General features: G+C 63.7%; 27 protein-coding genes and 1 other RNA gene. 23 read left to right on the top strand and 5 right to left on the bottom strand.

All coding sequences use genetic code 11. The features are described from left to right. Positions 1-19 precede the first annotated feature (19 nt). The 7 genes from rplM to HU763_RS20155 all read left to right on the top strand — a co-directional run bounded on the left by rplM (position 20) and on the right by HU763_RS20155 (position 4,882). Entirely contained in the window at positions 20-448 is a 429-nt protein-coding gene (gene rplM / locus HU763_RS20185; protein WP_003260798.1) for a 50S ribosomal protein L13, read from the top strand. A 14-nt stretch (positions 449-462) separates the two neighbouring features. Continuing rightward, the gene (rpsI, locus tag HU763_RS20180; protein WP_003260797.1) at positions 463-855 is read left to right on the top strand and encodes a 30S ribosomal protein S9; all 393 of its coding nucleotides are present in this window, start codon (positions 463-465) and stop codon (positions 853-855) included. 263 nt (positions 856-1,118) lie between these two features. Next, a complete protein-coding gene (gene petA / locus HU763_RS20175) occupies positions 1,119-1,712 on the top strand; it encodes a ubiquinol-cytochrome c reductase iron-sulfur subunit (RefSeq protein ID WP_170032444.1) in 594 nt (197 codons plus the stop codon). Continuing rightward, positions 1,712-2,923: a cytochrome b gene (locus HU763_RS20170; protein ID WP_170032442.1), complete on the top strand. Its 1,212-nt coding sequence runs from the start codon at positions 1,712-1,714 to the stop codon at positions 2,921-2,923. The genes petA and HU763_RS20170 overlap by 1 nt, the downstream gene beginning before the upstream one ends. Further along, positions 2,923-3,702 (top strand): cytochrome c1, encoded by a 780-nt coding sequence (locus HU763_RS20165; protein ID WP_170032440.1) that lies wholly within the window; start codon positions 2,923-2,925, stop codon positions 3,700-3,702. The genes HU763_RS20170 and HU763_RS20165 overlap by 1 nt, the downstream gene beginning before the upstream one ends. Before the next feature lie 117 nt (positions 3,703-3,819). Next, complete coding sequence (locus tag HU763_RS20160) at positions 3,820-4,443, top strand: glutathione S-transferase N-terminal domain-containing protein (protein WP_170032438.1); 624 nt, start codon at positions 3,820-3,822, stop codon at positions 4,441-4,443. 10 nt (positions 4,444-4,453) lie between these two features. Next, the gene (locus tag HU763_RS20155) at positions 4,454-4,882 is read left to right on the top strand and encodes a ClpXP protease specificity-enhancing factor (protein ID WP_170032436.1); all 429 of its coding nucleotides are present in this window, start codon (positions 4,454-4,456) and stop codon (positions 4,880-4,882) included. A 50-nt stretch (positions 4,883-4,932) separates the two neighbouring features. On the opposite strand, the gene HU763_RS20150 is transcribed toward HU763_RS20155, so the two are convergent. The 5 genes from HU763_RS20150 to HU763_RS20130 all read right to left on the bottom strand — a co-directional run bounded on the left by HU763_RS20150 (position 4,933) and on the right by HU763_RS20130 (position 8,757). Next, complete coding sequence (locus tag HU763_RS20150) at positions 4,933-5,151, bottom strand: YgdI/YgdR family lipoprotein (RefSeq protein ID WP_025340556.1); 219 nt, start codon at positions 5,149-5,151, stop codon at positions 4,933-4,935. Between the two features lie 162 nt (positions 5,152-5,313). After that, positions 5,314-5,892: a BON domain-containing protein gene (locus tag HU763_RS20145; RefSeq protein ID WP_170032432.1), complete on the bottom strand. Its 579-nt coding sequence runs from the start codon at positions 5,890-5,892 to the stop codon at positions 5,314-5,316. Continuing rightward, a complete protein-coding gene (locus tag HU763_RS20140) occupies positions 5,889-6,482 on the bottom strand; it encodes a phosphoheptose isomerase (RefSeq protein WP_170032430.1) in 594 nt (197 codons plus the stop codon). Before HU763_RS20140 ends, HU763_RS20145 begins: the two co-directional genes overlap by 4 nt. An 86-nt stretch (positions 6,483-6,568) precedes the next feature. Next, positions 6,569-6,940: a YraN family protein gene (locus HU763_RS20135; RefSeq protein ID WP_186685350.1), complete on the bottom strand. Its 372-nt coding sequence runs from the start codon at positions 6,938-6,940 to the stop codon at positions 6,569-6,571. After that, complete coding sequence (locus tag HU763_RS20130; RefSeq protein WP_186685348.1) at positions 6,940-8,757, bottom strand: penicillin-binding protein activator; 1,818 nt, start codon at positions 8,755-8,757, stop codon at positions 6,940-6,942. The genes HU763_RS20135 and HU763_RS20130 overlap by 1 nt, the downstream gene beginning before the upstream one ends. Positions 8,758-8,943: 186 nt before the next feature. Between HU763_RS20130 and rsmI the strand changes: the two genes are divergently transcribed. From rsmI to ftsA, 16 genes are all read left to right on the top strand, one after another. After that, positions 8,944-9,819 carry a 16S rRNA (cytidine(1402)-2'-O)-methyltransferase gene (gene rsmI / locus HU763_RS20125; RefSeq protein WP_170032424.1) on the top strand — a complete coding sequence of 292 codons (876 nt, stop codon included), beginning with the start codon at positions 8,944-8,946 and terminating at the stop codon, positions 9,817-9,819. Positions 9,820-9,886: 67 nt separating this feature from the next. After that, positions 9,887-10,246: RNase P RNA component class A (gene rnpB / locus HU763_RS20120), an RNA gene on the top strand. A gap of 307 nt (positions 10,247-10,553) precedes the next feature. After that, complete coding sequence (gene mraZ / locus HU763_RS20115; protein WP_004575120.1) at positions 10,554-11,009, top strand: division/cell wall cluster transcriptional repressor MraZ; 456 nt, start codon at positions 10,554-10,556, stop codon at positions 11,007-11,009. Then, a complete protein-coding gene (gene rsmH, locus HU763_RS20110; protein WP_420831023.1) occupies positions 11,006-11,953 on the top strand; it encodes a 16S rRNA (cytosine(1402)-N(4))-methyltransferase RsmH in 948 nt (315 codons plus the stop codon). Before mraZ ends, rsmH begins: the two co-directional genes overlap by 4 nt. Next, positions 11,950-12,243, top strand: coding sequence for a cell division protein FtsL (gene ftsL, locus HU763_RS20105; protein ID WP_056801817.1), 294 nt, complete (start codon positions 11,950-11,952; stop codon positions 12,241-12,243). Before rsmH ends, ftsL begins: the two co-directional genes overlap by 4 nt. Then, positions 12,243-13,985 (top strand): peptidoglycan D,D-transpeptidase FtsI family protein, encoded by a 1,743-nt coding sequence (locus HU763_RS20100; RefSeq protein ID WP_186685518.1) that lies wholly within the window; start codon positions 12,243-12,245, stop codon positions 13,983-13,985. Before ftsL ends, HU763_RS20100 begins: the two co-directional genes overlap by 1 nt. Beyond that, positions 13,982-15,472 carry a UDP-N-acetylmuramoyl-L-alanyl-D-glutamate--2,6-diaminopimelate ligase gene (locus tag HU763_RS20095; RefSeq protein ID WP_186685346.1) on the top strand — a complete coding sequence of 497 codons (1,491 nt, stop codon included), beginning with the start codon at positions 13,982-13,984 and terminating at the stop codon, positions 15,470-15,472. Before HU763_RS20100 ends, HU763_RS20095 begins: the two co-directional genes overlap by 4 nt. Then, positions 15,465-16,832: a UDP-N-acetylmuramoyl-tripeptide--D-alanyl-D-alanine ligase gene (locus HU763_RS20090; RefSeq protein ID WP_186685344.1), complete on the top strand. Its 1,368-nt coding sequence runs from the start codon at positions 15,465-15,467 to the stop codon at positions 16,830-16,832. The genes HU763_RS20095 and HU763_RS20090 overlap by 8 nt, the downstream gene beginning before the upstream one ends. After that, entirely contained in the window at positions 16,832-17,914 is a 1,083-nt protein-coding gene (gene mraY / locus HU763_RS20085) for a phospho-N-acetylmuramoyl-pentapeptide-transferase (protein ID WP_186685342.1), read from the top strand. The genes HU763_RS20090 and mraY overlap by 1 nt, the downstream gene beginning before the upstream one ends. A gap of 6 nt (positions 17,915-17,920) precedes the next feature. After that, positions 17,921-19,267: a UDP-N-acetylmuramoyl-L-alanine--D-glutamate ligase gene (murD, locus tag HU763_RS20080; RefSeq protein WP_186685517.1), complete on the top strand. Its 1,347-nt coding sequence runs from the start codon at positions 17,921-17,923 to the stop codon at positions 19,265-19,267. After that, positions 19,264-20,478 (top strand): putative lipid II flippase FtsW, encoded by a 1,215-nt coding sequence (ftsW, locus tag HU763_RS20075; protein ID WP_189665715.1) that lies wholly within the window; start codon positions 19,264-19,266, stop codon positions 20,476-20,478. Before murD ends, ftsW begins: the two co-directional genes overlap by 4 nt. Beyond that, complete coding sequence (gene murG, locus HU763_RS20070) at positions 20,468-21,547, top strand: undecaprenyldiphospho-muramoylpentapeptide beta-N-acetylglucosaminyltransferase (protein WP_170032416.1); 1,080 nt, start codon at positions 20,468-20,470, stop codon at positions 21,545-21,547. Before ftsW ends, murG begins: the two co-directional genes overlap by 11 nt. After that, positions 21,540-22,988 carry a UDP-N-acetylmuramate--L-alanine ligase gene (gene murC / locus HU763_RS20065; protein WP_186685340.1) on the top strand — a complete coding sequence of 483 codons (1,449 nt, stop codon included), beginning with the start codon at positions 21,540-21,542 and terminating at the stop codon, positions 22,986-22,988. Before murG ends, murC begins: the two co-directional genes overlap by 8 nt. Continuing rightward, entirely contained in the window at positions 22,985-23,941 is a 957-nt protein-coding gene (locus HU763_RS20060; protein ID WP_186685337.1) for a D-alanine--D-alanine ligase, read from the top strand. The genes murC and HU763_RS20060 overlap by 4 nt, the downstream gene beginning before the upstream one ends. Positions 23,942-23,946: 5 nt before the next feature. Next, the gene (locus HU763_RS20055) at positions 23,947-24,816 is read left to right on the top strand and encodes a cell division protein FtsQ/DivIB (RefSeq protein ID WP_186675142.1); all 870 of its coding nucleotides are present in this window, start codon (positions 23,947-23,949) and stop codon (positions 24,814-24,816) included. A 14-nt stretch (positions 24,817-24,830) separates the two neighbouring features. Next, on the top strand, positions 24,831-26,087 hold the full coding sequence (ftsA, locus tag HU763_RS20050) for a cell division protein FtsA (protein WP_015271706.1): 1,257 nt from the start codon (positions 24,831-24,833) through the stop codon (positions 26,085-26,087). The last annotated feature ends 33 nt before the right edge of the window (positions 26,088-26,120 follow it).

Raw genomic sequence — 26,120 nt, 5'->3', positions numbered from 1 at the left:
GCCTCTGAGGCTTTAGAGAATGAAAACTTTTACTGCTAAACCGGAAACAGTAAAGCGCGAGTGGTTCGTAGTCGACGCCGCTGGCCAGACCCTGGGTCGTCTGGCTACCGAAATCGCTAGCCGTCTGCGTGGCAAACACAAGCCAGAATACACCCCTCACGTTGACACCGGCGACTACATCGTCGTTATCAACGCCGAGCAGGTTCGTGTGACTGGTGCCAAGTCTTCCGACAAGATGTACTACTCCCACTCCGGTTTCCCGGGCGGTATCAAGGAAATCAACTTCGAGAAGTTGATCGCCAAGGCCCCTGAGCGTGTTATCGAAACTGCGGTCAAAGGCATGCTGCCGAAGAACCCGCTGGGTCGCGACATGTACCGCAAGCTGAAAGTGTACGCGGGTGCTGCTCACCCACACACTGCTCAGCAGCCTCAAGAACTGAAGATCTAACGGGATAGTTCATTATGTCGGCGACTCAAAACTACGGCACTGGCCGTCGCAAGACCGCAACCGCTCGCGTATTCCTGCGTCCGGGTACTGGTAACATTTCCATCAACAACCGTTCTCTGGACGTGTTCTTCGGTCGTGAAACCGCTCGCATGGTTGTTCGTCAGCCGCTCGAGCTGACCGAAACCGTCGAGAAGTTCGACATCTACGTCACCGTTTCCGGTGGTGGTGTCAGCGGTCAGGCCGGTGCGATCCGTCACGGTATCACCCGCGCTCTGATGGAATACGACGAAACCCTGCGTGGCGCTCTGCGTCGTGCTGGCTACGTCACCCGCGACGCTCGTGAAGTCGAGCGTAAGAAAGTGGGTCTGCGTAAAGCGCGTAAGCGTCCTCAGTACTCCAAGCGTTAATACCGCTTCGGCAGTCGAAAAAAGCCCGGTTCCTTGGAACCGGGCTTTTTTTATGTCTTGAACTAACCTGTCAGCATGTCAGTGACCACTTGTCGCATAGACGCAGATCAAGCAAAGCGTGGGTAGGCGCCCTTGGTCGGGGTAATCACCTTGTCAGTGTGTGGATTTGTTTCTTACCATGGCGGCCAATTTTTAGTGCCACTGACACAACCTAAGTACAGGTCTGGTTCAACAGGCCAAGCAAGCTGATGGGAGAGGACTGAATGAGCAATGACGGCGTCAACGCAGGCCGGCGCCGCTTCCTCGTAGCCGCGACATCCGTAGTCGGGGCAGCGGGGGCAGTGGGGGCTGCGGTACCGTTCGTGGGGTCATGGTTTCCCAGTGCCAAGGCGAAAGCCGCAGGTGCACCGGTGAAGGTCAATATTGCCAAGGTCGAGGCCGGGCAGCAGATGGTGGCCGAGTGGCGGGGCCAGCCTGTGTTCATCGTGCGGCGAACGGATGAAATCCTTGGCAACCTGAAGAAAGTCGCTGGTGATTTGGCCGACCCCGAGTCCAAGGCGTCGGTACAGCCAACCTACGTTGACCCGCAGGTTCGTTCGATCAAGCCGGAAATCCTTATCCTCGTCGGGTTGTGCACGCACCTCGGCTGCTCACCCACCTTCCGCCCGGAAGTCGCGCCTGCCGACCTCGGCCCGAAATGGGTTGGTGGTTACTTCTGCCCTTGCCACGGCTCCCACTATGACCTGGCAGGTCGTGTCTACAAGTCGCAGCCTGCACCTCTCAACCTGCCCGTGCCACCGCACTCTTACGAGTCGGACGAGATCGTCGTCATCGGCGTTGACCAGGAGAACGCATGATGAGCAAGTTCATGGACTGGATTGATGCTCGCTTCCCCGCCACCAAGATGTGGGAAGACCACCTGAGCAAGTATTACGCACCCAAGAACTTCAACTTCCTGTACTTCTTCGGCTCCCTCGCGTTGCTGGTGCTGGTCAACCAGATCGTCACCGGTGTGTGGTTGACCATGAGCTTCACCCCCTCGGCGGAAGAGGCGTTCGCCTCGGTCGAGTACATCATGCGTGACGTGGAGTACGGCTGGATCCTGCGCTACCTGCACTCTACCGGTGCGTCGGCGTTCTTCATCGTGGTCTACCTGCACATGTTCCGCGGCCTGCTCTACGGCTCCTATCAGAAACCGCGCGAGCTGGTATGGTTGTTCGGCATGCTGATCTACCTGGCGTTGATGGCCGAAGCGTTCATGGGCTACTTGCTGCCGTGGGGGCAGATGTCCTACTGGGGTGCCCAGGTGATCATCTCGCTGTTCGGTGCCATCCCGGTGATCGGGGGCGACCTCACCCAGTGGATTCGCGGTGACTACCTGATCTCGGGTATTACCCTTAACCGCTTCTTCGCCCTGCACGTCGTTGCCCTGCCGATCGTGATCCTCGGCCTGGTGGTGTTGCACATTCTTGCCTTGCACGAAGTGGGTTCGAACAACCCTGATGGCGTCGACATCAAGAAGAAAAAGGACGAAAACGGCATCCCGCTGGACGGTATTCCGTTCCACCCGTACTACACCGTCAAGGATATTGTCGGGGTGGTGGTGTTCCTCTTCGTGTTCTGCGCCGTGGTGTTCTTCTTCCCGGAAATGGGCGGTTATTTCCTGGAAAAACCGAACTTCGAGCAGGCCAACGCCTTCAAGACCCCTGAGCACATCGCGCCTGTGTGGTACTTCACGCCGTTCTACGCGATCTTGCGTGCCGTGCCTGACAAGCTGATGGGTGTGATCGCCATGGGGGCAGCCATTGCCGTGTTGTTCGTGCTGCCCTGGCTCGACCGCAGCCCGGTGCGCTCCATGCGCTACAAGGGCTGGATCAGCAAGCTCTTCCTGCTGGTGTTCTGCATTGCCTTCGTCATCCTCGGCGTGCTGGGCGTACTGGCGCCGACACCTGGGCGTACCTTGCTGTCGCAGGTGTGCACGGTGTTGTACTTCGCCTACTTCCTGCTGATGCCGTTCTATACAAGGCTCGAGAAGACCAAACCGGTTCCGGAAAGGGTGACTGGCTGATGAAAAAGTTGATTGCAGTATTTTTGCTGGCAGTGATGCCTGCCTTTTCCTTCGCGGCTGAAACCGGTGTGGAGCTGGACAAGGTCGACATCGACCTGAGCGACAAGGCCGCCATGCAGGACGGAGCGCGCACCTTTGCCAACTATTGCATGGGTTGCCACAGTGCCAAGTTCCAGCGTTACGAGCGGGTGGCCGATGACCTGGGCATCCCTCACGAACTGATGCTCGAAAAGCTGGTGTTCACCGGTGCCAAGATCGGTGACCATATGCAGATCGGCATGAAGCCCAGTGACGCCAAGACCTGGTTCGGTGCCGCACCGCCCGATCTCACCCTGGTGGCCCGGGTGCGCGGCACCGACTGGCTGTACACCTACCTGCGCAGCTTCTACGAAGACCCGGCGCGGCCATACGGGGTGAACAACAAGGTGTTCCCGAACGTGGGCATGCCCAACGTGCTGGTTGGCCTGCAGGGCAACCAGGTGATCGGTTGCAAGCAGGTGCAGACCGTGACCGATGGCAAGAAGCAGTTCGACCCGTTGACCGGCAGCCCGATCACCCATGAAGCCTGTGACCAGCTGACCATTACGCCGAATTCCGGTACCCTGACGACCGAGCAGTTCGACGAGAAGGTCAAGAACCTGGTGACCTTCCTGGCCTATTCGGCCAACCCGGTCAAACTGGAAAGCCAGCGCATCGGTACCTACGTGTTGCTGTACCTGGCTTTCTTCTTCGTATTCGCCTATTTGCTCAAGCGTGAATACTGGAAGGACGTGCACTGATCACGCAGTAGTTTCTGGTTGTTGAACGCGCCCGTGGAGGCCAGGCAGAACTGCCTGGCCTCCACGGGCGCGTTTTCATTTACAGTTTCACAAGCATCCCGTGCGAGGAGGCGCTACATGGGCGCAACCAACAGGTTAGCCTGCTATTCCGACCCCGCTGATCACTATTCTCACCGGGTACGCCTGGTGCTGGCCGAGAAGGGTATCAGCGTGCAGGTCATCGATGTCGAGCCCGGTCGCCTGCCGCCCAAGCTGGTAGAGGTGAACCCTTACGGGAGCGTGCCGACCCTGGTCGATCGTGACCTGGCGTTGTATGAATCCACCGTGGTGATGGAATACCTCGAGGAGCGTTATCCGCATCCGCCGCTGATGCCGGTATACCCGGTGGCGCGCGGTAACAGCCGTTTGCTGATGCACCGCATCCAGCGCGACTGGTGCGCCCTGGCCGATACCGTGCTCGATCCACGCAGCAGCGAGGCGGCCCGGAGCGAGGCGCGCAAGGCCCTGCGCGAAAGCCTGACCGGGGTCTCGCCGTTGTTCGGCGAGTTCGCCTGCTTCATGAGCGATGAGCAAAGCCTGGTCGATTGTTGTCTACTGCCCATACTCTGGCGTTTGCCGGTATTGGGTATCGAGTTGCCGCGGCAAGCCAAGCCGCTGCTGGATTACATGGAGCGGCAGTTCGCCCGCGAGCCTTTCCAGGCGAGCCTGTCCTCCGTAGAACGTGAAATGCGCAAGCTTTAAGGAGCCGTTGATGAACTCCAGTCGCCCCTATCTGGTTCGAGCACTGTACGAGTGGATCGTCGACAACGATTGCACCCCCCATATGCTGGTCAACGCCGAATACCCAAAGGTCCAGGTGCCGGACGGTTTCGCCAGCGATGGCCAGATTGTCTTGAATATCTCGCCAAACGCCGTGCGCAATCTGCACATGGATAACGATGCGGTCAGCTTCGAAGGTCGTTTCAGTGGCGTGGCTCATTCGTTGTTCGTGCCGTCTGGCGCGATCCTGGGCATATATGCCCGGGAAAATGGCCAGGGTATGGTCTTCGAGCTGGAGCCGTCGCAGGATGACATGCTCGACGACGAGGACGAAGTGCAGCCGGATGATGACGGCCCACCGGAAGGTGGCGGGCAGCCACCGCGCCCGAGCGGCCGACCAAGCCTCAAAGTGGTCAAGTAATGAAAAAGGCGACCTGTTCAGGTCGCCTTTTTTTTGCCGCCAATATCGGATTACAGGTCGCTGATGGTGCGAACCTGGTCCTTGTTGATGCGGGTGCGCTTGCCGTCGAGTTGCTGGAACTCGTAGAAGCCGGCGTCGCGGTCGAACTCCGGTACGTCGACGGCCTGGATTTCACGACCATCGTTGAGAGTGATCAGGCTTGGTGTGGAGCAGCCGGCTAGGGTGGCGAAAGTGCCGAACAGCAGGGCAGGCAGCAGAAGCTTCTTCATGCGGTGTTTCCTGGGTTTTCTGAAAGGTGTGGCAGTGATGCCGCCTGTGCTGGCCTTTCGCGGGTAAACCCGCTCCCACAGGAATACAACAAGCCTCGAAAGCTGTGAGATCCCTGTGGGAGCGGGTTTACCCGCGAATGTTCGGTGCAGGCGATCAGTGAATCAGTCGATGTACTCGAACAGCTTGACGATCTTCTGCACGCCCGACACGCCCTGCACCACGGCAGTAGCCGAGTTGGCCTCCTGCTGGGTTACCAGGCCGAGCAGGTAGACGATACCGTTTTCGGTAATGACCTTGATGCGCGAGCTGGGCACGGCATTGTCGGTCAGCATCTGGGCTTTGATCTTGGTGGTCAGCCAGGCGTCATTGTTGCGCGCCAGGATGGAGGAGGGCTGCATGACCTGCAGCTCGTTGTGCACTTTCTTGACCCGCTGTACCTGGCTGGCGGTTTGCTCGGCGAGGCTCTTGAGGTCGGCGCGTGGAGTCTGGCCGGCCAGCAGGACGATACCGTTGTAGCTGGTGACCACGATGTGCGAGCCCTTGTCCAGGTCAGGGCTGGCCTTGGCGATGTTGACTGCCGCCTTGGTTTCGATCAAGGAGTCGTCGATCTTGCTGCCGATGGTGCGCGTGCCGCGGTCATCTTCGATCGGCGAATTGCGGGTGGAGGTCAGTACCGAGCTGCAACCGGTGATACTCAGGCACAGGGTCAGGGCCATCAGGCCGAGGCGCATAGGGGTCATTCTTCACTCCCGAACAGTTGGCTGTCGATCAGGTCGCAGAGGCAGTGGATCGCCAGCAGGTGGACTTCCTGGATACGCGCGGTAACCATCGAAGGTACGCGGATTTCCACGTCTTCGGGCAGCAACAGCGAAGCCATTCCGCCGCCGTCGCGGCCAGTCAATGCTACGACAATCATTTCGCGGTCATGTGCGGCCTGGATCGCCTGGATCACGTTGGCCGAGTTGCCGCTGGTGGAGATTGCCAGCAGAACGTCGCCGGGCTGGCCCAGGGCACGGATCTGCTTGGAAAAGACCTCGTTGTAGCTGTAGTCGTTGGCGATGGAGGTCAGGGTCGAGCTGTCGGTGGTCAGCGCGATGGCCGGCAGGCTCGGGCGCTCGCGCTCGAAGCGGTTGAGCAGTTCCGAGGAAAAGTGCTGGGCATCACCGGCCGAGCCGCCGTTCCCGCAAGCGAGCATCTTGCCCTCGTTGAGCAGCGCGTTGACCATGACCAGGCTGGCCTGCTCGATGTGCGGTGCCAGGATGTCCATTGCCTGTTGCTTGGTATCGATGCTGGCCTGGAACAGCCGGCGAATTCGGGATTGCATGTCCATCTGGTGACCTTAAGTAGGGCGGTGGCCGGCGCGACGCGCAACAAGGACCAGCCCGCGAAACATAGAGCAAAAAAATCGAAGTGGGTTCAGCATTCGAAGGCGTTTTTCAGCCATTGCAGCGGCCTGCCTGCGTGGTGGCTGCCCTGCAGGGCGACTACGTCGAAGCGGCAGGGGTGGTTGCCCCAGTGGGCCTGCTGCTGCAGGAACAGGCTGGCGGCGAGCACCAACCGTTTCTGCTTGCGCCCGTCGATACTGCCGAGGGCGCCACCGAAGCCCGCGTGCAACCGGTAGCGGACTTCGACGAATACTACTGTATCGGCGTCGAGCATGACCAGATCAAGCTCACCGCCTTTGCATCGCCAGTTGCGCGCCAGCAACTGCAGACCCTGCCCTTGAAGGTACTCAAGGGCCTGGGTTTCTGCCGCCTGGCCGGCGCTGGTGGGCGACGCCGCGGCCATCAGCGAGGGGTGTCGGGCAGGCGCTTGACCTGGCCACCGGCGAACTCGGCCCAGGGCAGCTGGCGCTCGACACGCTGGCTGGCGTTCATGCTCAGGCTACCCGAAAGGCCCATTACCCGGTTGTCCGGCAGCGCTTTCAGCTGGCCCAGGCGCGGCGCCAGGCTATAGGCATCGACGCCCATGGCATACAGGCGGCCCAGGCTGCCGGCAGCCTGTGGCCATTGCTGCACCACCTGCTGGCGCAGGCTGTTGCTGGTGTCCAGCAGCCACGGCGTTTCGCAGAAGCGGATGCCGTTCATGTCGTTGTACTGGTTGACGTCGCCGCTGGCGCTGTACAGGTTCGAGGTGGCGTAGACCGGCACGTCACCGGCGTACTGGAAGTTCAGTGTCGGCTTGATCTGCTGCGCCTGTTGCGGGGTCGAGGCGAGGAAGATGAAGTCGATGTCCTGGCGGCGCGACGGCTGTGCGGCAATGCTGCCACCGACCGTGCTCTGCAGGCTCTTGGCGCGGCCTTCGCTCTGGCGCAGCTGGAACAGGTCGGCAATCTGCTGGGCCAGGGCGACCGGCTGGGCGATGCGCTCGGCGGCGAGCAGGGTGCCACCATTGCCTTCCCACTCCTGGCGGAAGGCGGCCAGCACGCGGTCACCCCATTCGCCGCTCGGTACCAGCGCCACGGCGCGCATCATGCCATCGGCGCGGGCACGGCGTGCCACTTCGCGGGCTTCGTCTTCGGCAGCCAGGCCGAACTGGAACAGCTGCGGCGGCGCCTTTTGCCCGGCATCGGCGTAGTTCAGCGCCAGGGTGGTGATTGGCAGTTGCGGTTTGCTGGCCAGCTGCTTAACCAGCGGTTTTTCCAGCGGGCCGATGACCAGTTGCACGCCAGCGGCCTGGGCCTGGCGATAGAAGTCGTCGAGCGAGCCGATGCGCGAGCTGTCGAACACCTGCACCGCGGGTGCTGGCTGGCCGGCTTGCTGGGCCTGGAAGTGCGCGGCCATGAAGCCGTCACGCAGGGCGCGGGCGACGCCGGCCAGCGGGCCGTCCTGGGGTAGCAGCAGGGCGATCTTGGTCAGCGGCTGGCTGGCCAGTTCCTTGAGCTTGGTCAGCGCCAGCGGCAGTTGCTGTGCCGCAGGGTGGCCCGGGTGCTGCTTGACCCAGGCGTCGATAGCGGCCTGTTGCTGCTCCAGGGTGCCGGCGCTTTTCACGGCGAAGGCCAGGCTGGTCCAGCCGGCCAGGGCCTGGTCGTTGACAGGCTGCTGCAGTTGCTCTGCCGGCAGCGAGGCGACCAGGGCCCAGATGGCGTCATGGTTGGCGCTGGCGGCCGGGCCGCTGAGCAGCGGGGCCAGCAGCACACGCTGCTGCGCGGCGGCCAGGGCCTGGCCATCGGCTTCGAGGGCGGCGGCGTGCACACTGTAGGTACGCACCTGCTGTTCTTCCGGCAGTTCGCCGACGCGCTGCAGGCTGGGGTGGGCCAGGGCTGTCAGGGCCGCCTTGGGCTGGTTGCGGCTCATCGCCAGTTCGGCACCGAGGGTGCTGGCGAACACCTGCTGGGCCGGTTTCAGTGGGTCCAGCGGCACCTGCTCGAGAATGCGTGCGGCGCGCGGGAAGTCCTTCTGCTTGTAGGCCAGGTCGGCCGCGCTCAGGCGCAGCAGGGCCGCGTCTTCTGCAGACTTGCTGGATGCGGCCTTTTCGAGCAGTTGCTCGATGCTGGCGTCCGGGGTGCGTGGCAGTTCGCCCAGGCTGGATGAGGGCGAGCTGGCGCAGGCTGCCAGCAGGGCAGCCAGGCAGAGGGCTGTGAACAGCCGCAGGCAAGCGATCATGTAAAGGTCCTGTTACTCGATCAAGGTGGCCGGCAATTGTACCCAAGCGCTGGCCGGGGCGCGATGTTGCCGTGTCGATCCTTCACTATAGGTGGCCTGCCACTGGTCGCCGGCGAAGTTCTTTGCGACCTGTTGCAGGCGCTCGGGCTACAATGGCGGCTTTGATCCGGACGACAGGTGTACGCAGTGACTGATGTGCCAGGGGCTTCGAAATCCACCGTGGGGACGCTGTATGTGGTCGCCACCCCGATCGGCAACCTCGACGACATGAGCGCCCGGGCGCTGAAAGTGCTGGCGGACGTGGCCCTGATCGCGGCCGAAGATACCCGTCATTCGGTCCGCCTGCTGCAGCACTTTGGCATCGACACGCCGCTGGCGGCCTGTCATGAACACAACGAGCGTGACGAGGGCGGGCGTTTCCTTGCCAAGCTGCTGGCCGGCGAGGATGTGGCGCTGGTGTCCGACGCGGGTACGCCGCTGATTTCCGATCCGGGCTATCACCTGGTGCGCCAGGCGCGCGCGGCGGGGGTCAACGTGGTGCCGGTGCCGGGTGCCTGCGCCCTGATCGCCGCCTTGTCGGCGGCCGGCCTGCCGTCGGACCGCTTCATCTTCGAAGGCTTTCTGCCGGCCAAGGCGGCGGGGCGGCGGGCGCGCCTGGAGCAGGTAAAGGAAGAGCCGCGCACGTTGATCTTCTATGAGGCACCGCACCGCATCCTGGAATGCCTCGAGGACATGGAGGCGGTATTCGGCGGCGAGCGCCCGGCGTTGTTGGCGCGCGAGCTGACCAAGACCTTCGAGACGCTCAAGGGCTTGCCCCTGGCTGAGCTGCGCGCCTTCGTGGCCGGCGACAGCAACCAGCAGCGCGGCGAATGCGTGGTGTTGGTCGGTGGCTGGAGTGCGCCCGAGGGCGAGCAGGCGATCAGTGCCGAGGCGCAGCGGGTGCTCGGGCTGCTGCTGGCCGAGTTGCCGCTCAAGCGGGCGGCGGCGCTGGCTGCGGAAATCACCGGGGTGCGCAAGAACCTGCTGTATCAATTTGCCCTGGAAAAGCAGAAGGCCGAGTAGTGGCACATTGATATAAATGCCGGTATTGCTTGTTCTTGGGCGCGCCTGCCGTTAATCTTGACGGCGGAGAGTCGATCGGACAGTCGCTGCCTGTTTTTGTTCCACAAGGACAGGGGGAGGAAAGTCCGGGCTCCATAGGGCAGAGTGCCAGGTAACGCCTGGGAGGCGCGAGCCTACGGAAAGTGCCACAGAAAATAACCGCCTAAGCACTTCGGTGCCGGTAAGGGTGAAAAGGTGCGGTAAGAGCGCACCGCACGGCTGGTAACAGTGCGTGGCTAGGTAAACCCCACTCGGAGCAAGACCAAATAGGGTTCCATCAGGCGTGGCCCGCGTCGGAACCGGGTAGGTTGCTAGAGGCGTCCAGTGATGGCCGTCGTAGAGGAATGACTGTCCTCGACAAAACCCGGCTTACAGATCGACTCTCCACCTTCCTTCCCTGCTTGATTCGATAGCAGATGCTCTCTGGTAATACCGAAAAGATCTTACTCTTCATAAATCACTTTAACTTCGAACTCCACTGGCTTGTGTGGGTTTGATTTTTCTTGTGTTTTTTTCTCCTCGGCAGTCCGTCCCCCTTCCTTTAATGCGCTAAATCTCGGTCCTGTAAGGCTTTTCCTTCCGAACGTGCCTTGACGGTGCTGCGGGCGGATTCCTATAGTGTGCGCAAGTGGCAGAAAGTGGGATGAAGTGGGTTTTCTGGCACAAAAAAGATAACATTGTGGGGAATCGCAGCCGTGTTCCGCGGAGCCAACGCCGTCAGCCTCGATGCCAAGGGACGTCTCGCCATGCCGAGCCGGTACCGTGACGAGCTCGATTCGCGTTGCAATGGTCAGCTGATCGTGACCATCGACGCCGTTGACCCCTGCTTGTGTGTTTATCCCCTCGATGAGTGGGAACAGATAGAAGCCAAGTTGCGTGCCTTGCCATCGTTGCGTGAGGAAAACCGCCGTCTGCAGCGCTTGCTGATCGGTAATGCGGTTGACCTGGAGCTCGATGGCAGCGGGCGTTTCCTGGTGCCGCCCCGTTTGCGTGAGTACGCCAAGCTCGACAAGAAGGCGATGCTGGTGGGGCAACTGAACAAATTCCAGCTGTGGGATGAGGATGCCTGGAACGCGGTTTCGGCAGCCGACCTCGCAGCTATTCAACAACCGGGTGCCATGCCCGACGAATTGCGTGACCTGATCCTGTGACCATAGATAGCGGCTTCAACCACATTACCGTCCTGCTCGACGAGGCTGTCGAGGCATTGGCCCTGCGCGCCGACGGTTGCTATCTGGACGGCACCTTCGGCCGTGGCGGACACAGCCGGCTGATTCTCAGCAAGCTCGGGCCGCAAGGGCGGCTGCTGGGGTTCGACAAGGATCCACAGGCGATTGCCACCGGGCAAGCGCTGGCGGCCGAAGACGGCCGCTTTGTCATTGTGCAGCGCAGCTTTGCCGAGCTGGGCGCGGAAGTGGCCGAGCGCGGCCTGCATGGCAAGGTCAGCGGCGTGTTGCTGGACCTGGGTGTGTCCTCGCCGCAGCTGGATGACCCCGAGCGGGGCTTCAGCTTCCTCAATGATGGCCCGCTGGACATGCGCATGAACCCGGACCAGGGCATCAGCGCCGCCGAATTCATCGCCACCGCGCCCGAAGAAGAAATCGCCCGGGTATTCAAGGAATACGGCGAAGAGCGTTTCGCCAAGCGCATGGCTCGCGCCGTGGTGCTGCGCCGCGAACAGCAGCCGTTCACCCGCACCGGCGACCTTGCCGAAGTGCTGAAGGTGGCCAACCCGGCCTGGGAGAAGGGCAAGAACCCGGCGACCCGTGCCTTCCAGGGCTTGCGCATTCACGTCAATAACGAACTCGGTGACCTCGAGACGGGCCTGGAGGCCGCGATCGACGCGCTGGAAGTGGGCGGCCGCCTGGCGGTGATCAGTTTCCACTCGCTGGAAGACCGTATCGTCAAACTGTTCATGCGCAAGCTGGCCAAGGGCGAGGCAGACAACCTGCCGCGCAACCTGCCGGTGCAGCACAAGGCCTTCGAGCCGAAAATCAAGCTTGTCGGCAAGGCCCAGTTCGCCTCCGATGCCGAGCTCAAGGCCAACCCGCGGGCGCGTAGCGCCGTGATGCGGGTCGCGGAGAAGCTGCGGTGAGCAGGTTGTTTGCCAAACCCTTGCCAGGCGGAAGCTTCCTGATGCTTCTGCTGTTCGTTGCCGTGCTGGTTTCGGCGATCGCCGTGTCCTACAGCGCGCACTGGAACCGCCAGTTGCTCAATACCCTGTATGGCGAACTGAACGAGCGCGACAAGGCCCAGGCCGAGTGGGGCCGGCTGATCCTTGAGCAAAGCACCTGGACGGCTGCCAGCCGTATCGAAAGCCTGGCTTCCGAGCAGCTGAAAATGCGTGTGCCCTCCGCTGACGAAGTACGGATGGTGGCGCCATGATGAAGCTCGAAGGCGCACTGTACCCCTGGCGTTTCCGCGTGGTGATCGCCTTGCTGGCGATCATGGTCGGCGCCATCTGCTGGCGCATCATCGACCTGCAGGTGGTCGACCGTGACTTCCTCAAGGGGCAGGGCGATGCGCGCAGCCTGCGGCACATCCCTATCCCGGCACACCGCGGCCTGATCACTGACCGCAATGGCGAACCGCTGGCGGTCAGTACCCCGGTCACTACCCTGTGGGCCAACCCCAAGGAAATGCAGGCGTCCAAGGACCGCTGGCCGCAGCTGGCCGCAGCGCTGGGGCAGAACCCGCAGCAGCTGATCGAGCGCCTGACCCAGCAGGCGAACAAAGAGTTCATCTACCTGGTCCGTGGCCTGACCCCGGAGCAGGGCCAGCACGTGCTCGACCTGAAAGTCCCGGGTGTATATGGCCTGGAAGAATTCCGCCGTTTCTACCCGGCCGGTGATGTCACCGCGCACATGGTCGGCTTCACCGACCTCGACGACCACGGTCGCGAAGGGGTGGAGCTGGCCTATGACGAGTGGCTGGCCGGCGTGCCCGGCAAACGGCAGGTGATCAAGGACCGGCGCGGCCGGCTGATCAAGGACATTCAGGTCACCAAGAACGCCAAGGCCGGCAAGACCTTGGCGTTGTCGATAGACCTGCGCCTGCAGTACCTGGCCACCCGTGAATTGCGCAACGCCATTGCCGAACAGGACGCCAAGGCCGGCAGCCTGGTGATCATGGACGTCAAGACCGGTGAGGTCCTGGCCATGGTCAACCAGCCGACCTACAACCCCAACAACCGCCGCAGCATGTTCCCCGCTGCCATGCGTAACCGGGCGATCATCGACGTGTTCGAGCCGGGCTCCACGGTCAAGCCGATTTCCATGAGCGCGGCGCTGGAGAGTGGCCGCTGGAAACCGACCGACAAGGTCGAGGTGTACCCGGGTAGCCTGCAGATCGGTCGCTACACCATCAAGGACGTGTCCAAGAGCGAGGGGCCGATCCTCGACCTGACCGGCATCCTGATCAACTCCAGTAACGTCGGCATGAGCAAGATCGCCTTCGATATCGGCGGCGAGGCCATCTACCGGGTCATGTCCCAGGTCGGCCTGGGCCAGTACACCGGCCTTGGCTTCCCGGGTGAACGGGTCGGCAACCTGCCCAACCACCGCGAATGGCGCAAGGCCGAGACTGCGACCTTGTCCTATGGCTATGGCGTGTCGGTCACCGCCCTGCAGTTGGTGCACGCCTACGCGGCGCTGGCCAACGACGGCAAGATGGTGCCGCTGTCGATCCTCAAGGTCGACAAGGCACCGGAAGCGGTGCAGGCCATACCGAAGGAAACCGCCGAAACCATCCAGGGCATGCTGCAGCAGGTGATCGAAGCGCCACGCGGCGTATTCCGCGCGCAGGTGCCGTTCTATCACGTGGCCGGCAAGTCTGGTACCGCGCGCAAGGCCACCGTGGGTTCCAAGGGCTACACCGAGAACGCCTACCGCTCGCTGTTCGCCGGCTTCGGGCCGATGAGCGACCCGCGCTACGCCATCGTCGTGGTCATCGACGAACCGGGCAAGGGCGGCTACTTCGGTGGCCTGGTTTCGGCACCGGTGTTCAGCAAGGTCATGTCCGGCACCCTGCGCCTGATGAACGTGCCGCCGGACAACCTGCCGCCACCGGCCCCCGTCGAACAATCGCAAGTCAATGCCGCAGCAGCCGCCAAGGGAGGGCGTGGATGATGACAATGCCATTGAGCAAGCTTTTCGCCCACGCCAGCCGTGACCCGCTGATCCGTGAGCTGAGCCTGGACAGCCGCAACGTGCGCCCGGGTGACCTGTTCCTGGCCGTGCCGGGCGCCAAGGTCGATGGCCGCGAGCATATTGCCGATGCCCTGGCCCGGGGCGCTGCCGCGGTGGCCTATGAAGAACAGGGGGCCAACGTGCTGCCGTTGACCGAGGTGCCGCTGATCCCGGTCAAAGGCCTGGTCGCCCAGTTGTCGGATATCGCCGGCCGATTCTACGGCGAACCGAGCCGCCAGCTCGACCTGGTCGGCGTCACCGGCACCAACGGCAAGACCAGCGTCACCCAGCTGGTGGCCCAGGCCCTGGACGCGCTCGGCCAGCGCTGCGGCCTGATTGGTACCCTGGGTACCGGCTTCTACGGTGAGCTGCAGAGCGGTCGCCTGACCACGCCGGACCCGATCGCCGTGCAGTCGACGCTCAACGACCTGAAAAAGGCCGGAGCCAAGGCCGTGGCCATGGAGGTTTCCTCCCACGCCCTGGAACAGGGCCGCGTCGCCGCGCTGGAGTTCGACATCGCGGTCATGACCAACCTGTCTCGCGACCACCTGGACTATCACGGCAGCATGGAGGCCTACGAGGCCGCCAAGGCCAAGTTGTTCGCCTGGCCAAGCCTGCGCTGCCAGGTGGTCAACCTGGACGATGCCTTCGGCCGTCGCCTGGCCGACGACTTCGCCCGCCGCCCGAGCTTCGACCATGTCGAGACCCGGCTGCTCAGCTACAGCCTGGAAAACCCGGACGCCTCGCTGTTCTGCCGGGAAGCGCTGTTCAACGATGATGGCGTGCGGGCCACGCTGGTCACTGCCCAGGGTGAGCGTACCCTGCGCAGCCAGCTGCTGGGCCGCTTCAACCTCAGCAACATGCTCGCCGCCGTGGCCACGTTGCTGGCGCTGGACTATGCGCTGGACGAGATTCTCGAAGTCACCCCGCAACTGCAGGGGCCGGTGGGCCGCATGCAGCGCCTGGGGGGCGGCGACAAGCCGCTGGTAGTGGTGGATTACGCGCACACCCCGGACGCCCTGGAGAAGGTGCTCGAAGCCCTGCGCCCGCACGCGCACGGCAAGCTGCTGTGCCTGTTCGGCTGCGGCGGTGATCGTGATCGTGGCAAGCGCCCGCTGATGGCCGAGGTGGCCGAGCGCCTGGCCGACCGCGTGCTGGTCACCGACGACAACCCGCGTAGCGAAGACCCGCTGCGCATCTTCGACGACATCCGCCCCGGTTTCGCCAAGCCTGCCAAGGTCGAGTTCGTCGCCGGTCGCGGCAATGCCATTGCGCACCTGATCGCCAGCGCCGCTGCCGACGACGTGGTCGTCCTGGCAGGCAAGGGGCACGAGGATTACCAGGAGATCAATGGCCAGCGCCATGACTTCTCCGACCTGATCGAAGCCGAGAAGGCACTTGCAGCCTGGGAGGCGCCACATGCTTAAGCCGATGTCACTCAGCCAGCTGACCACGGCACTGGGTGGCCAGCAATTGGGCGCAGACGCCACGTTCACCGGGGTCAGCATCGACAGCCGTAGTGTTACTGCCGGGCAACTGTTCGTCGCCCTGGCCGGCCCGCGTTTCGATGGGCATGACTACCTGGCCGATGTGAAGGCCAAGGGCGCTGTCGCGGCGCTGGTCGAGCGCGAAGTGCCCGACGTCGATCTGCCCCAGCTGCGGGTGGCCGACTGCCGCCTGGCCCTCGGCCAGCTTGGCGCGCTGAACCGTGCAGCTTTCGACAAGCCGGTGGTGGCCATTACCGGCTCCAGCGGCAAGACCACGGTCAAGGAGATGCTGGCCAGCATCCTGCGTACCCGTGGCCTGGTGCACGCCACCCGCGGCAACCTGAACAACGACCTCGGCGCACCGCTGACCTTGTTGGAAATCGCCCCGGAGCACAGCGCCGCCGTGATCGAACTGGGCGCCTCGCGCATTGGCGAGATCCGCTACACCGTCGGCCTGACCCGACCGCAGGTGGTCATTATCAACAACGCCGGTACCGCCCACGTTGGCGAGTTCGGTGGCCCGGAGAAGATCGTCGAGGCCAAGGGCGAGATTCTCGAAGGCCTGGGCGAAGGTGGCACGGCCATCCTCAACCTGGCCGACAAGGCGTTCGAGACCTGGCGCAAGCGCGCCGGTAATCACCGCATTGTCAGCTTTGCCCTGGACAATCCGCAGGCCGACTTCCACGCCAGTGACATCGGGCGTGATGCCCGTGGCTGCCCTTCGTTCACCTTGCACGGGCCGGGCGGCAGCGTGCCGGTACAGCTGAACCTGTTGGGTACCCATAACGTCAGCAACGCCCTGGCCGCCGCCGCTGCCGCCCATGCCGTCGGTCTGAGCCTGGACGGCATCGCCGCCGGCCTGGCCGCGGTGCAGCCGGTCAAGGGCCGCACCGTGGCGCAGCTCGCGGCGAATGGCGTGCGCGTGATCGATGACAGTTACAACGCAAATCCCACCTCCATGTGCGCGGCCATTGATATACTCGCCGGCTTTTCCGGGCGCACCGTCCTGGTGCTTGGGGATATCGGCGAACTGGGGCAATGGGCGGAAGAAGGCCACCGTCAGGTGGGCGCCTACGCATGTGGCAAGGTCGACGCCCTGTATGCCGTAGGCGCCAACATGGCGCACGCGGTACGGGCATTCGGCGCCAATGGTCGCCATTTCGCTACACAAGCTGAGCTGATCGACGCGGTTCGCGCCGAAAACGCCAGCGACACCACTATCTTGATCAAGGGCTCGCGCAGCGCTGCGATGGAAAACGTCGTGGCGGCTTTGTGCGGTGCCAGCGGGGAGAAACATTAATGCTGCTGCTGTTGGCCGAGTATCTGCAACAGTTCCACAAAGGCTTCGCGGTCTTCCAGTACCTGTCCCTGCGCGGGATCCTCGGTGTACTGACCGCGTTGTCGCTGGCGCTGTGGCTGGGGCCGTGGATGATCCGTACCCTGCAAATCCGCCAGATCGGCCAGGCCGTACGTAACGACGGCCCGCAATCGCACCTGTCCAAGTCCGGCACCCCGACCATGGGTGGCGCGCTGATCCTGTCCGCCATTGCCGTCAGCACGCTGCTGTGGGCCGACCTGACCAACCGTTACGTGTGGGTGGTGCTGATCGTGACCCTGGCATTCGGTGCCATCGGCTGGGTCGACGACTACCGCAAGGTCATCGAGAAGAACTCGCGGGGCCTGCCGAGCCGCTGGAAGTACTTCTGGCAGTCGGTGTTTGGCCTGGCTGCAGCGGTGTTCCTGTACCAGACCGCGCCGACCAGCGTCGAGACCACGCTGATCCTGCCGTTCGTCAAGGATGTCACCATCCCGCTGGGCATCGGTTTCGTCGTGCTGACCTACTTCGTCATCGTCGGCTCGAGCAACGCGGTCAACCTCACCGATGGCCTCGACGGCCTGGCGATCATGCCGACGGTGATGGTCGGTGGTGCCCTGGGCATCTTCTGCTACCTGTCGGGTAACGTGAAGTTCGCCGAATACCTGCTGATCCCCTACGTGCCAGGGTCCGGCGAACTCATCGTGTTCTGCGGCGCCCTGATCGGTGCCGGCCTGGGCTTCCTGTGGTTCAACACCTACCCGGCGCAGGTGTTCATGGGCGATGTCGGCGCACTGGCGCTGGGCGCTGCGCTGGGCACCATCGCGGTGATCGTGCGCCAGGAAATCGTGCTGTTCATCATGGGTGGCGTGTTCGTCATGGAAACCCTGTCGGTGGTGATCCAGGTCGCCTCCTTCAAGTTGACCGGCAAACGCGTGTTCCGCATGGCCCCGATCCACCACCACTTTGAACTCAAGGGCTGGCCAGAGCCACGGGTGATCGTCCGCTTCTGGATCATCACCGTGATCCTGGTGCTGATCGGCCTGGCAACCCTGAAACTGAGGTAGATGAGCGTGTCTTTGATCGCTTCCGACCAATTCCGCATCGTTGTCGGCCTCGGCAAGAGCGGCATGTCCCTGGTTCGCTTCCTGGCGAGCCGGGGCATTGCCTTTGCGGTCGCTGACACCCGCGAGCAACCGCCGGAACTGGACACCCTGCGCCGTGATTACCCGCAGGTGGAAGTGCGCTGTGGTGAACTGGACGTGGACTTCCTGTGCCGTGCCAGCGAGCTGTACGTGAGCCCCGGCCTGGCCCTGGCCACCCCGGCCCTGCAGCAGGCGGCAGCGCGTGGCGTGAAGCTGTCCGGCGATATCGAGTTGTTCGCCCGCCATGCCAAGGCGCCGATCATTGCCATCAGTGGCTCCAATGCCAAGAGCACCGTGACCACCCTGGTCGGCGACATGGCGGCCAAGGCCGGCAAGCGTGTCGCGGTCGGTGGCAACCTCGGTACCCCGGCGCTGGACCTGCTGGGCGACGAGGTCGAGCTGTACGTGCTCGAGCTGTCCAGCTTCCAGCTGGAAACCACCGACCAGCTCAACGCTGAAGTGGCGACCGTGCTGAACATCAGCGAAGACCACATGGACCGCTACAGCGGCCTGCCGGCCTACCACCTGGCCAAGCACCGGATCTTCCGTGGGGCACGCCAGGTCGTGGTCAATCGCCAGGATGCGCTGAGCCGACCGCTGCCGGTGGAAGGCCGCCCGTGCTGGACTTTCGGCCTCAACCAGCCGGACTTCAAGGCCTTCGGCCTGCGTGAAGTCGACGGCGAGAAATACCTGGCGTTCGAGTTCCAGCTGCTGATGCCGGTGCGCGAGCTGAAGATTCGTGGCGCCCACAACCAGAGCAACGCGCTGGCCGCCCTGGCCCTGGGGCACGCTGCCGGCCTGCCGTTCGAGCCCATGCTCGAAGCCTTGCGCGAGTTCACCGGCCTGGCCCACCGTTGCCAGTGGGTACGCGAGCGCAACGGGGTGAACTGGTACGACGATTCCAAGGCCACCAACGTCGGCGCCGCCCTGGCTGCCATCGAAGGCCTGGGCGCCGATATCCGAGGCAAGCTGGTGCTGATTGCCGGTGGTGATGGCAAGGGCGCCGATTTCGCCGCGCTGCGCGCGCCGGTCCAACGCTTCTGCCGCGCCGTGGTCCTGCTTGGCCGTGACGCCGAGCGCCTGGCCCAAGCCCTCGGCGATGGCGTGCCGCTGGTGCGGGTCAAGACCCTCGACGACGCCGTGCAGCAATGCGCCGACCTGGCCCAGGCCGGTGATGCCGTGCTGCTGTCGCCGGCGTGCGCCAGCCTCGACATGTTCCGCAACTTCGAAGAACGCGGGCGCCTGTTCGCCCAGGCGGCAGGAGGTCTTGCATGATCTTCGGCATTCTCAAGCCGTACCCGTCGCCATTGATCAGCGGCCGGGGCATCGACCTGGACTTCCCGATGCTGGCCGGCTGCCTGGCACTGCTGGGCCTGGGCCTGGTGATGATCACCTCGGCCTCCTCGGAAGTGGCGGCGGTGCAGTCGGGCAACCCGCTTTATCACATGTTCCGCCACCTGGTGTACGTGTTCCTCGGCCTGGTGGCCTGTGGCGCGACCATGATGGTGCCGATCGCCACCTGGCAGCGCATGGGCTTCATGATGCTGCTGGGCGCCTTCGGCTTGCTGGTGCTGGTGCTGGTACCGGGTATCGGCCGTGAAGTGAACGGTTCCATGCGCTGGATCGGCTTCAGCTTCTTCAACGTGCAGCCCTCGGAAATTGCCAAGGTGTTCGTGGTCATCTACCTGGCCGGTTACCTGGTACGCCGGCAGACCGAGGTGCGCGAAACCTGGATGGGCTTCTTCAAGCCGTTCATCGTGCTGCTGCCCATGGCTGCCCTGTTGCTGATGGAGCCGGACTTCGGCGCCACCGTGGTGATGATGGGCGCGGCGGCGGCCATGTTGTTCCTTGGCGGTGTCGGGCTGTTCCGCTTCAGCCTGATGGTGGTGCTGGCGGTGGTGGCAGTGTTCGTCCTGGTACAGGCCCAGCCTTACCGCATGGCGCGCCTGATCACCTTTACCGACCCGTGGTCCGATCAGTTCGGCTCGGGCTACCAGCTGACCCAGGCGCTGATTGCCTTTGGCCGTGGCGAATGGCTGGGCGTTGGCCTGGGCAACAGCGTGCAGAAGCAGTTCTACCTGCCGGAAGCGCACACCGACTTCGTGTTTTCGGTGCTGGCCGAGGAGCTCGGCGTGGTCGGCTCGCTGCTGACCATCGCGCTGTTCGTGTTCGTCACCGTGCGGGCCTTGTATATCGGCCTGTGGGCCGAGAAAGCCAAGCAGTTCTTTGCCGCCTATGTCGCATTCGGGCTGGCGTTCCTGTGGATCGGCCAGTTCCTGATCAACATCGGCGTGAACGTCGGCCTGCTGCCGACCAAGGGCCTGACTCTGCCATTCCTTAGTTATGGCGGTAGCTCGCTGGTGATCTGCTGTGCCTGCGTCGGCCTGTTGCTGCGCATCGAGTGGGAAAGCCGCACGCACCTGGGCAGCGAGGAACACGAATTCAGCGAAAGCGATTTTGCCGAGGAGACCAGTCATGGCCGCTGACGGCAAGAACGTACTGATCATGGCCGGCGGCACCGGTGGCCACGTGTTCCCGGCGCTGGCCTGCGCCCGTGAGTTCCAGGCCCGCGGTTACAGCGTGCACTGGCTGGGTACCCCGCGTGGCATCGAGAACGAGCTGGTGCCCCAGGCGGGCCTGCCGTTGCACCTGATCCAGGTCAGCGGCCTGCGCGGCAAGGGCAAGCTGTCATTGCTCAAGGCACCGTTCACCCTGGTCAAGGCCGTGCTCCAGGCCCGGCGCATCATCCGCCAGCTCAAGCCGGTGTGCGTGTTGGGCTTTGGTGGCTACGTGACCGGCCCTGGTGGCGTGGCCGCGCGGCTGTGCGGCGTGCCGCTGGTGATCCACGAGCAGAACGCCCGTGCCGGTACCGCCAATCGGTTGCTGGTGCCACTCTCGGCGCGGGTCTGCGAAGCTTTCCCGAACACCTTCGAGGCCAGCGACAAACGCCGCACCACCGGCAACCCGGTGCGCCCGGAGCTGTTCATGGACGCGCAACGCGCGCCCCTGGCCGAACGCCGTGCCCGCCTGTTGGTGCTCGGTGGCAGCCTGGGTGCGGAACCATTGAACAAATTGTTGCCTAAGGCCCTGTCCGAAGTGCCCGCCGCGCTGCGGCCAGAGGTGTTCCACCAGGCCGGCAAGCAACATGCGCCGATTACCGCCGAGCGTTACCGCGAGGCCGGTGTCGAGGCTCAGGTAGAGCCCTTCATCAAGGACATGGCCCAAGCCTATGGCTGGGCCGACATGGTGGTGTGCCGGGCCGGTGCCCTGACCGTCAGCGAGCTGGCGGCAGCGGGCCTGCCTTCGATGCTGGTGCCGTTGCCCCACGCCATCGACGACCACCAGACCCACAACGCCCAATATCTGGCCCGGGAAGGTGCTGCCTTCCTCATGCCACAAGCGACAACTGGCGCAGCGCAGCTCGCTGAACGCCTGAACGAGGTGCTGATGCAACCCGAGAAACTCAACGTCATGGCAGGCACCGCGCGGCGCCTGGCCAAACCTGCTGCAACCAGCACCGTGGTCGATATCTGCCTGGAGGTGGCCCATGGTTGAGAGCCAGAAAGCCATGCCCCAGCCGAAAATGGGCCGTATCCGCCGTATTCACTTCGTCGGTATCGGCGGCGTGGGCATGTGTGGCATCGCCGAAGTGTTGCTGAACCTGGGCTATGAAGTGTCCGGTTCCGACCTGAAAGCCTCGCCGGTGACCGAGCGCCTGGAATCGTTCGGCGCCGAGATCTTCGTAGGCCACCGCGCCGAGAACGCCGCCAGCGCCGATGTACTGGTGGTGTCCAGTGCGATCAACCCGGCCAACCCGGAAGTCGCCACTGCGCTGGAACGGCGCATTCCGGTGGTGCCGCGTGCCGAAATGCTCGCCGAGCTGATGCGTTACCGCCATGGCGTGGCCGTTGCCGGCACCCACGGCAAGACCACCACCACCAGCCTGCTGGCTTCGGTATTCGCCGCCGGCGGCCTGGACCCGACCTTCGTCATCGGTGGCCGCCTGACGGCTGCCGGGACCAACGCCCAGCTGGGCACCAGCCGCTACCTGATCGCCGAAGCAGACGAAAGCGATGCCAGCTTCCTGCACCTGCAGCCGATGGTGGCCGTGGTCACCAACATCGACGCCGATCACATGGCGACCTACGAAGGCGACTTCAACAAGCTGAAGAAAACCTTCGTCGAGTTCCTGCACAACCTGCCGTTCTATGGCCTGGCCGTGATGTGCCTGGACGACCCGGTGGTGCGTGAGATCCTGCCGCAGGTCAAGCGCCCGACGGTGACCTACGGCTTCAGCGAAGAAGCCGACGTGCGCGCCATCAACGTGCGCCAGCAGGGCATGCAGACCCATTTCACCGTGTTGCGCCGTGACCGCGAGCCGCTGGAGGTGTCGGTGAACATGCCCGGCAACCACAACGTGCTCAATGCCTTGGCCACCATCGCCATCGCCACTGACGAAGGCATCAGCGACGAGGCCATCGTCCAGGGCCTGTCCGGCTTCCAGGGCGTCGGTCGGCGCTTCCAGGTGTACGGCGAACTGCCGGTCGAAGGCGGCAGCGTGATGCTGGTCGACGACTACGGCCACCACCCGACCGAAGTGGCGGCAGTGATCAAGGCCGTGCGCGGTGGCTGGCCAAGCCGCCGCCTGGTGATCGTCTACCAGCCGCACCGCTACAGTCGCACCCGCGACTTGTACGACGATTTCGTCCAGGTGCTGGGCGATGCCAACGTGTTGCTGCTGATGGAAGTCTACCCAGCGGGTGAAGAGCCGATTCCCGGCGCCGACAGCCGCCAGCTGTGCCACAGCATCCGCCAGCGCGGCAAGCTGGACCCGATCTACATCGAACGTGGCGTCGAGCTGGCGCCACTGGTCAAGCCACTGCTGCGCGCTGGCGACATCCTGATCTGCCAGGGTGCCGGTGATGTCGGCGGGCTGGCCCCGCAATTGATGAAAAGCCCGCTGTTCGCAGGCGCCAAGCAGGAGAAGTCGAAATGACCAGCGCCTACGAAAAACTGCATTCGACCCTGGACGTCAAGGCGTTCGGCCGCGTCGCGGTGCTGTACGGCGGCAAGAGTGCCGAACGGGAAGTGTCGCTGAAGTCTGGCGCTGCGGTGATCGACGCGCTGACCACCGCCGGTGTCGACGTGGTCGCCATCGACGTGGGTGACGACCTGCTCGAGCGCCTGCAAAGCGAGAAGATCGACCGCGCCTTCATCATCCTCCACGGCCGTGGCGGTGAAGACGGCAGCATGCAAGGCCTGCTCGAGTGCCTGGGCATCCCTTATACCGGCAGCGGCATCCTTGCCTCGGCGCTGGCCATGGACAAGCTGCGCACCAAGCAGGTGTGGCAGAGCCTGGGCATTCCGACCCCGCGCCACGCGGTGCTGGGCAGCGAACACGATTGCGTTGCCGCCGGTACTGAACTGGGCTTCCCCTTGATCGTCAAACCGGCCCATGAAGGTTCGAGTATCGGCATGGCCAAGGTGAACAGCGTGGAAGAGCTGGTCGCCGCCTGGAAAGATGCCGCCAAGTACGATTCGCAAGTCTTGGTCGAGCAATGGATCCACGGCCCGGAGTTCACCGTCGCGGTATTGCGCGGCCAGGTGTTGCCGCCGATCGCCCTGGGTACGCCGCACGTGTTCTACGACTACGACGCCAAGTACATCGCCAACGATACCCAGTACCGCATTCCGTGCGGCCTGGACAGTGTCAAGGAACAGGAACTGATCGACCTGACCGCACGCGCCTGCGATGCCATCGGCATCGAAGGCTGGGGGCGGCTGGACGTGATGCAGGACGAGCAAGGCCGGTTCTGGCTGCTCGAAGTCAACACCGCACCCGGCATGACCGACCATAGCCTGGTGCCCATGGCGGCCCGCGCGGCCGGCCTGGACTTCCAGCAACTGGTGCTGGCGATCCTGGCCGAAAGCGTGGCGACGCGAGGTTAACAACCATGCAAGGCGCGATGATACGTCAGCAGCAACCCGTTACCGGCCGTAGCAAGCCGGTGCCGCGTGGTGCCAGCCGGCTGGTGGCCGACGAGCCCGTATCGGCGCGCCTGCCGCGGCCCAGCCTGGGCGGCCTCAAGCGCCTGCTGTGGCCGGTGGTGCTGGTGGCGGCCGGTTTTGGTGCCTATGAAGGCGCCATTCGGCTGATGCCGTACGCTGACCGGCCGATCACCAAGATCGACGTGCAGGGCGACCTCAGCTACATCAGCCAGCAGTCGGTGCAGCAACGCATTGCGCCGTACGTCGCGGCGAGCTTCTTCAGTGTCGACCTGCCGGCGATGCGTGCCGAGCTCGAGCAGATGCCGTGGATCGCCCATGCCGAAGTGCGCCGGGTGTGGCCCGACGAGGTGGTGATCCACCTGGAAGAACAGTTGCCGGTAGCTCGCTGGGGTGACGAGGCCCTGCTCAACAACCAGGGCCAGGCCTTCACCCCGCGCGAACTGGCCAACTACGAGCACCTGCCGCAGCTGGCCGGGCCGCAGCGTGCGCAGCAACAAGTCATGCAGCAGTATCAGGTATTGAGCCAGATGCTGCGCCCCTTGGGCTTTTCCATCGCTCGCCTGGAGCTGCGCGAGCGAGGCAGCTGGTTCCTGACTACCGGTGCGAGCAGCGCCGGGCCGGGTATCGAGCTGCTGCTGGGGCGCGACCATCTGGTGGAGAAGATGCGCCGTTTCATTGCCATTTACGACAAGACGCTTAAAGAGCAGATCACCAACATCGCCCGCATCGATCTGCGATACGCCAACGGACTTGCCGTTGGATGGCGGGAACCGATTGCACCGACGACGGCCCAACCCGCCGTTGCGAAGAATTAGAGAGAGGCAGGACCATGGCAAACGCGCATAGCGGCAAAATGATCGTCGGGCTGGACATCGGCACCTCCAAGGTGGTGGCGCTGGTGGGTGAAGTGGGCGAGGACGGCACCCTGGAAATCGTCGGGATCGGTACCCATCCGTCCCGCGGCCTGAAGAAAGGCGTGGTGGTGAACATCGAGTCCACCGTGCAGTCGATCCAGCGCGCTGTCGAAGAAGCGCAGCTGATGGCCGGCTGCCGCATCCACTCGGCGTTCGTCGGCGTGGCCGGCAACCACATCCGCAGCCTGAACTCCCACGGCATCGTCGCCATCCGCGACCGCGAAGTCAGCCTGGCCGACCTGGAGCGCGTGCTCGATGCCGCCCAGGCCGTGGCCATCCCGGCCGACCAGCGGGTGCTGCATACCCTGCCGCAGGACTACGTGATCGACAACCAGGAAGGCGTGCGCGAGCCGCTGGGCATGTCTGGCGTACGCCTGGAAGCCAAGGTCCACGTGGTTACCTGCGCGGTCAATGCGGCACAGAACATCGAGAAGTGCGTACGCCGCTGCGGCCTGGAGATCGACGACATCATCCTCGAGCAACTGGCCTCGGCCTACTCGGTACTGACCGACGATGAGAAAGAACTGGGCGTGTGCCTGGTGGACATCGGCGGCGGCACCACCGATATCGCCATCTTCACCGAGGGCGCGATCCGTCACACCGCGGTGATCCCGATCGCCGGCGACCAGGTGACCAACGACATCGCCATGGCCCTGCGTACGCCGACCCAGTACGCCGAAGAAATCAAGATCCGCTACGCCTGCGCGCTGGCCAAGCTGGCCGGTGCCGGCGAGACCATCAAGGTGCCGAGCGTGGGCGACCGCCCACCGCGCGAACTGTCGCGCCAGGCCCTGGCCGAAGTGGTGGAGCCGCGTTACGACGAGCTCTTCACCCTGATCCAGGCCGAGCTGCGCCGCAGCGGCTACGAGGACCTGGTGCCGGCCGGCATCGTCCTTACCGGTGGCACCGCGAAGATGGAAGGCGCCGTGGAACTGGCCGAGGAAATCTTCCACATGCCGGTACGCCTGGGTGTACCGCACAGCGTTCGGGGGCTGAGCGACGTGGTGCGCAACCCGATCTATTCCACCGGCGTGGGCTTGCTCACCTACGGCCTGCAGAAGCAGACCGAAGACCTGCCCCTGACCGGTAACAGCAGCAACAACAGCTATGGCGATGAACCGAAGGCCCCGGTGCTTGAACGCTTCAAGCGCTGGGTCCAGGGCAACTTCTAAGTTTCAAAGCAGTAGTGGTAGGCGCGACAACTA

Origin of the sequence: Pseudomonas anuradhapurensis (genome assembly GCF_014269225.2) — a bacterium.
In the GTDB taxonomy this organism is placed as follows: Bacteria; Pseudomonadota; Gammaproteobacteria; order Pseudomonadales; family Pseudomonadaceae; genus Aquipseudomonas; species Aquipseudomonas anuradhapurensis.
This window is presented reverse-complemented; position numbering and strand designations above follow the sequence as displayed.

Bases quoted from the DNA above. Each gene is read 5' to 3' on its own strand.
- rplM (WP_003260798.1), top strand. From the start codon at position 20: ATGAAAACTTTTACTGCTAAACCGGAAACAGTAAAGCGCGAGTGGTTC.
- rpsI (WP_003260797.1), top strand. From the start codon at position 463: ATGTCGGCGACTCAAAACTACGGCACTGGCCGTCGCAAGACCGCAACC.
- petA (WP_170032444.1), top strand. From the start codon at position 1,119: ATGAGCAATGACGGCGTCAACGCAGGCCGGCGCCGCTTCCTCGTAGCC.
- HU763_RS20170 (WP_170032442.1), top strand. From the start codon at position 1,712: ATGAGCAAGTTCATGGACTGGATTGATGCTCGCTTCCCCGCCACCAAG.
- HU763_RS20165 (WP_170032440.1), top strand. From the start codon at position 2,923: ATGAAAAAGTTGATTGCAGTATTTTTGCTGGCAGTGATGCCTGCCTTT.
- HU763_RS20160 (WP_170032438.1), top strand. From the start codon at position 3,820: ATGGGCGCAACCAACAGGTTAGCCTGCTATTCCGACCCCGCTGATCAC.
- HU763_RS20155 (WP_170032436.1), top strand. From the start codon at position 4,454: ATGAACTCCAGTCGCCCCTATCTGGTTCGAGCACTGTACGAGTGGATC.
- HU763_RS20150 (WP_025340556.1), bottom strand. From the start codon at position 5,151: ATGAAGAAGCTTCTGCTGCCTGCCCTGCTGTTCGGCACTTTCGCCACC.
- HU763_RS20145 (WP_170032432.1), bottom strand. From the start codon at position 5,892: ATGACCCCTATGCGCCTCGGCCTGATGGCCCTGACCCTGTGCCTGAGT.
- HU763_RS20140 (WP_170032430.1), bottom strand. From the start codon at position 6,482: ATGGACATGCAATCCCGAATTCGCCGGCTGTTCCAGGCCAGCATCGAT.
- HU763_RS20135 (WP_186685350.1), bottom strand. From the start codon at position 6,940: ATGGCCGCGGCGTCGCCCACCAGCGCCGGCCAGGCGGCAGAAACCCAG.
- HU763_RS20130 (WP_186685348.1), bottom strand. From the start codon at position 8,757: ATGATCGCTTGCCTGCGGCTGTTCACAGCCCTCTGCCTGGCTGCCCTG.
- HU763_RS20100 (WP_186685518.1), top strand. From the start codon at position 12,243: ATGAAGCTCGAAGGCGCACTGTACCCCTGGCGTTTCCGCGTGGTGATC.
- HU763_RS20095 (WP_186685346.1), top strand. From the start codon at position 13,982: ATGATGACAATGCCATTGAGCAAGCTTTTCGCCCACGCCAGCCGTGAC.
- HU763_RS20090 (WP_186685344.1), top strand. From the start codon at position 15,465: ATGCTTAAGCCGATGTCACTCAGCCAGCTGACCACGGCACTGGGTGGC.
- mraY (WP_186685342.1), top strand. From the start codon at position 16,832: ATGCTGCTGCTGTTGGCCGAGTATCTGCAACAGTTCCACAAAGGCTTC.
- ftsW (WP_189665715.1), top strand. From the start codon at position 19,264: ATGATCTTCGGCATTCTCAAGCCGTACCCGTCGCCATTGATCAGCGGC.
- murG (WP_170032416.1), top strand. From the start codon at position 20,468: ATGGCCGCTGACGGCAAGAACGTACTGATCATGGCCGGCGGCACCGGT.
- murC (WP_186685340.1), top strand. From the start codon at position 21,540: ATGGTTGAGAGCCAGAAAGCCATGCCCCAGCCGAAAATGGGCCGTATC.
- HU763_RS20060 (WP_186685337.1), top strand. From the start codon at position 22,985: ATGACCAGCGCCTACGAAAAACTGCATTCGACCCTGGACGTCAAGGCG.
- HU763_RS20055 (WP_186675142.1), top strand. From the start codon at position 23,947: ATGCAAGGCGCGATGATACGTCAGCAGCAACCCGTTACCGGCCGTAGC.
- ftsA (WP_015271706.1), top strand. From the start codon at position 24,831: ATGGCAAACGCGCATAGCGGCAAAATGATCGTCGGGCTGGACATCGGC.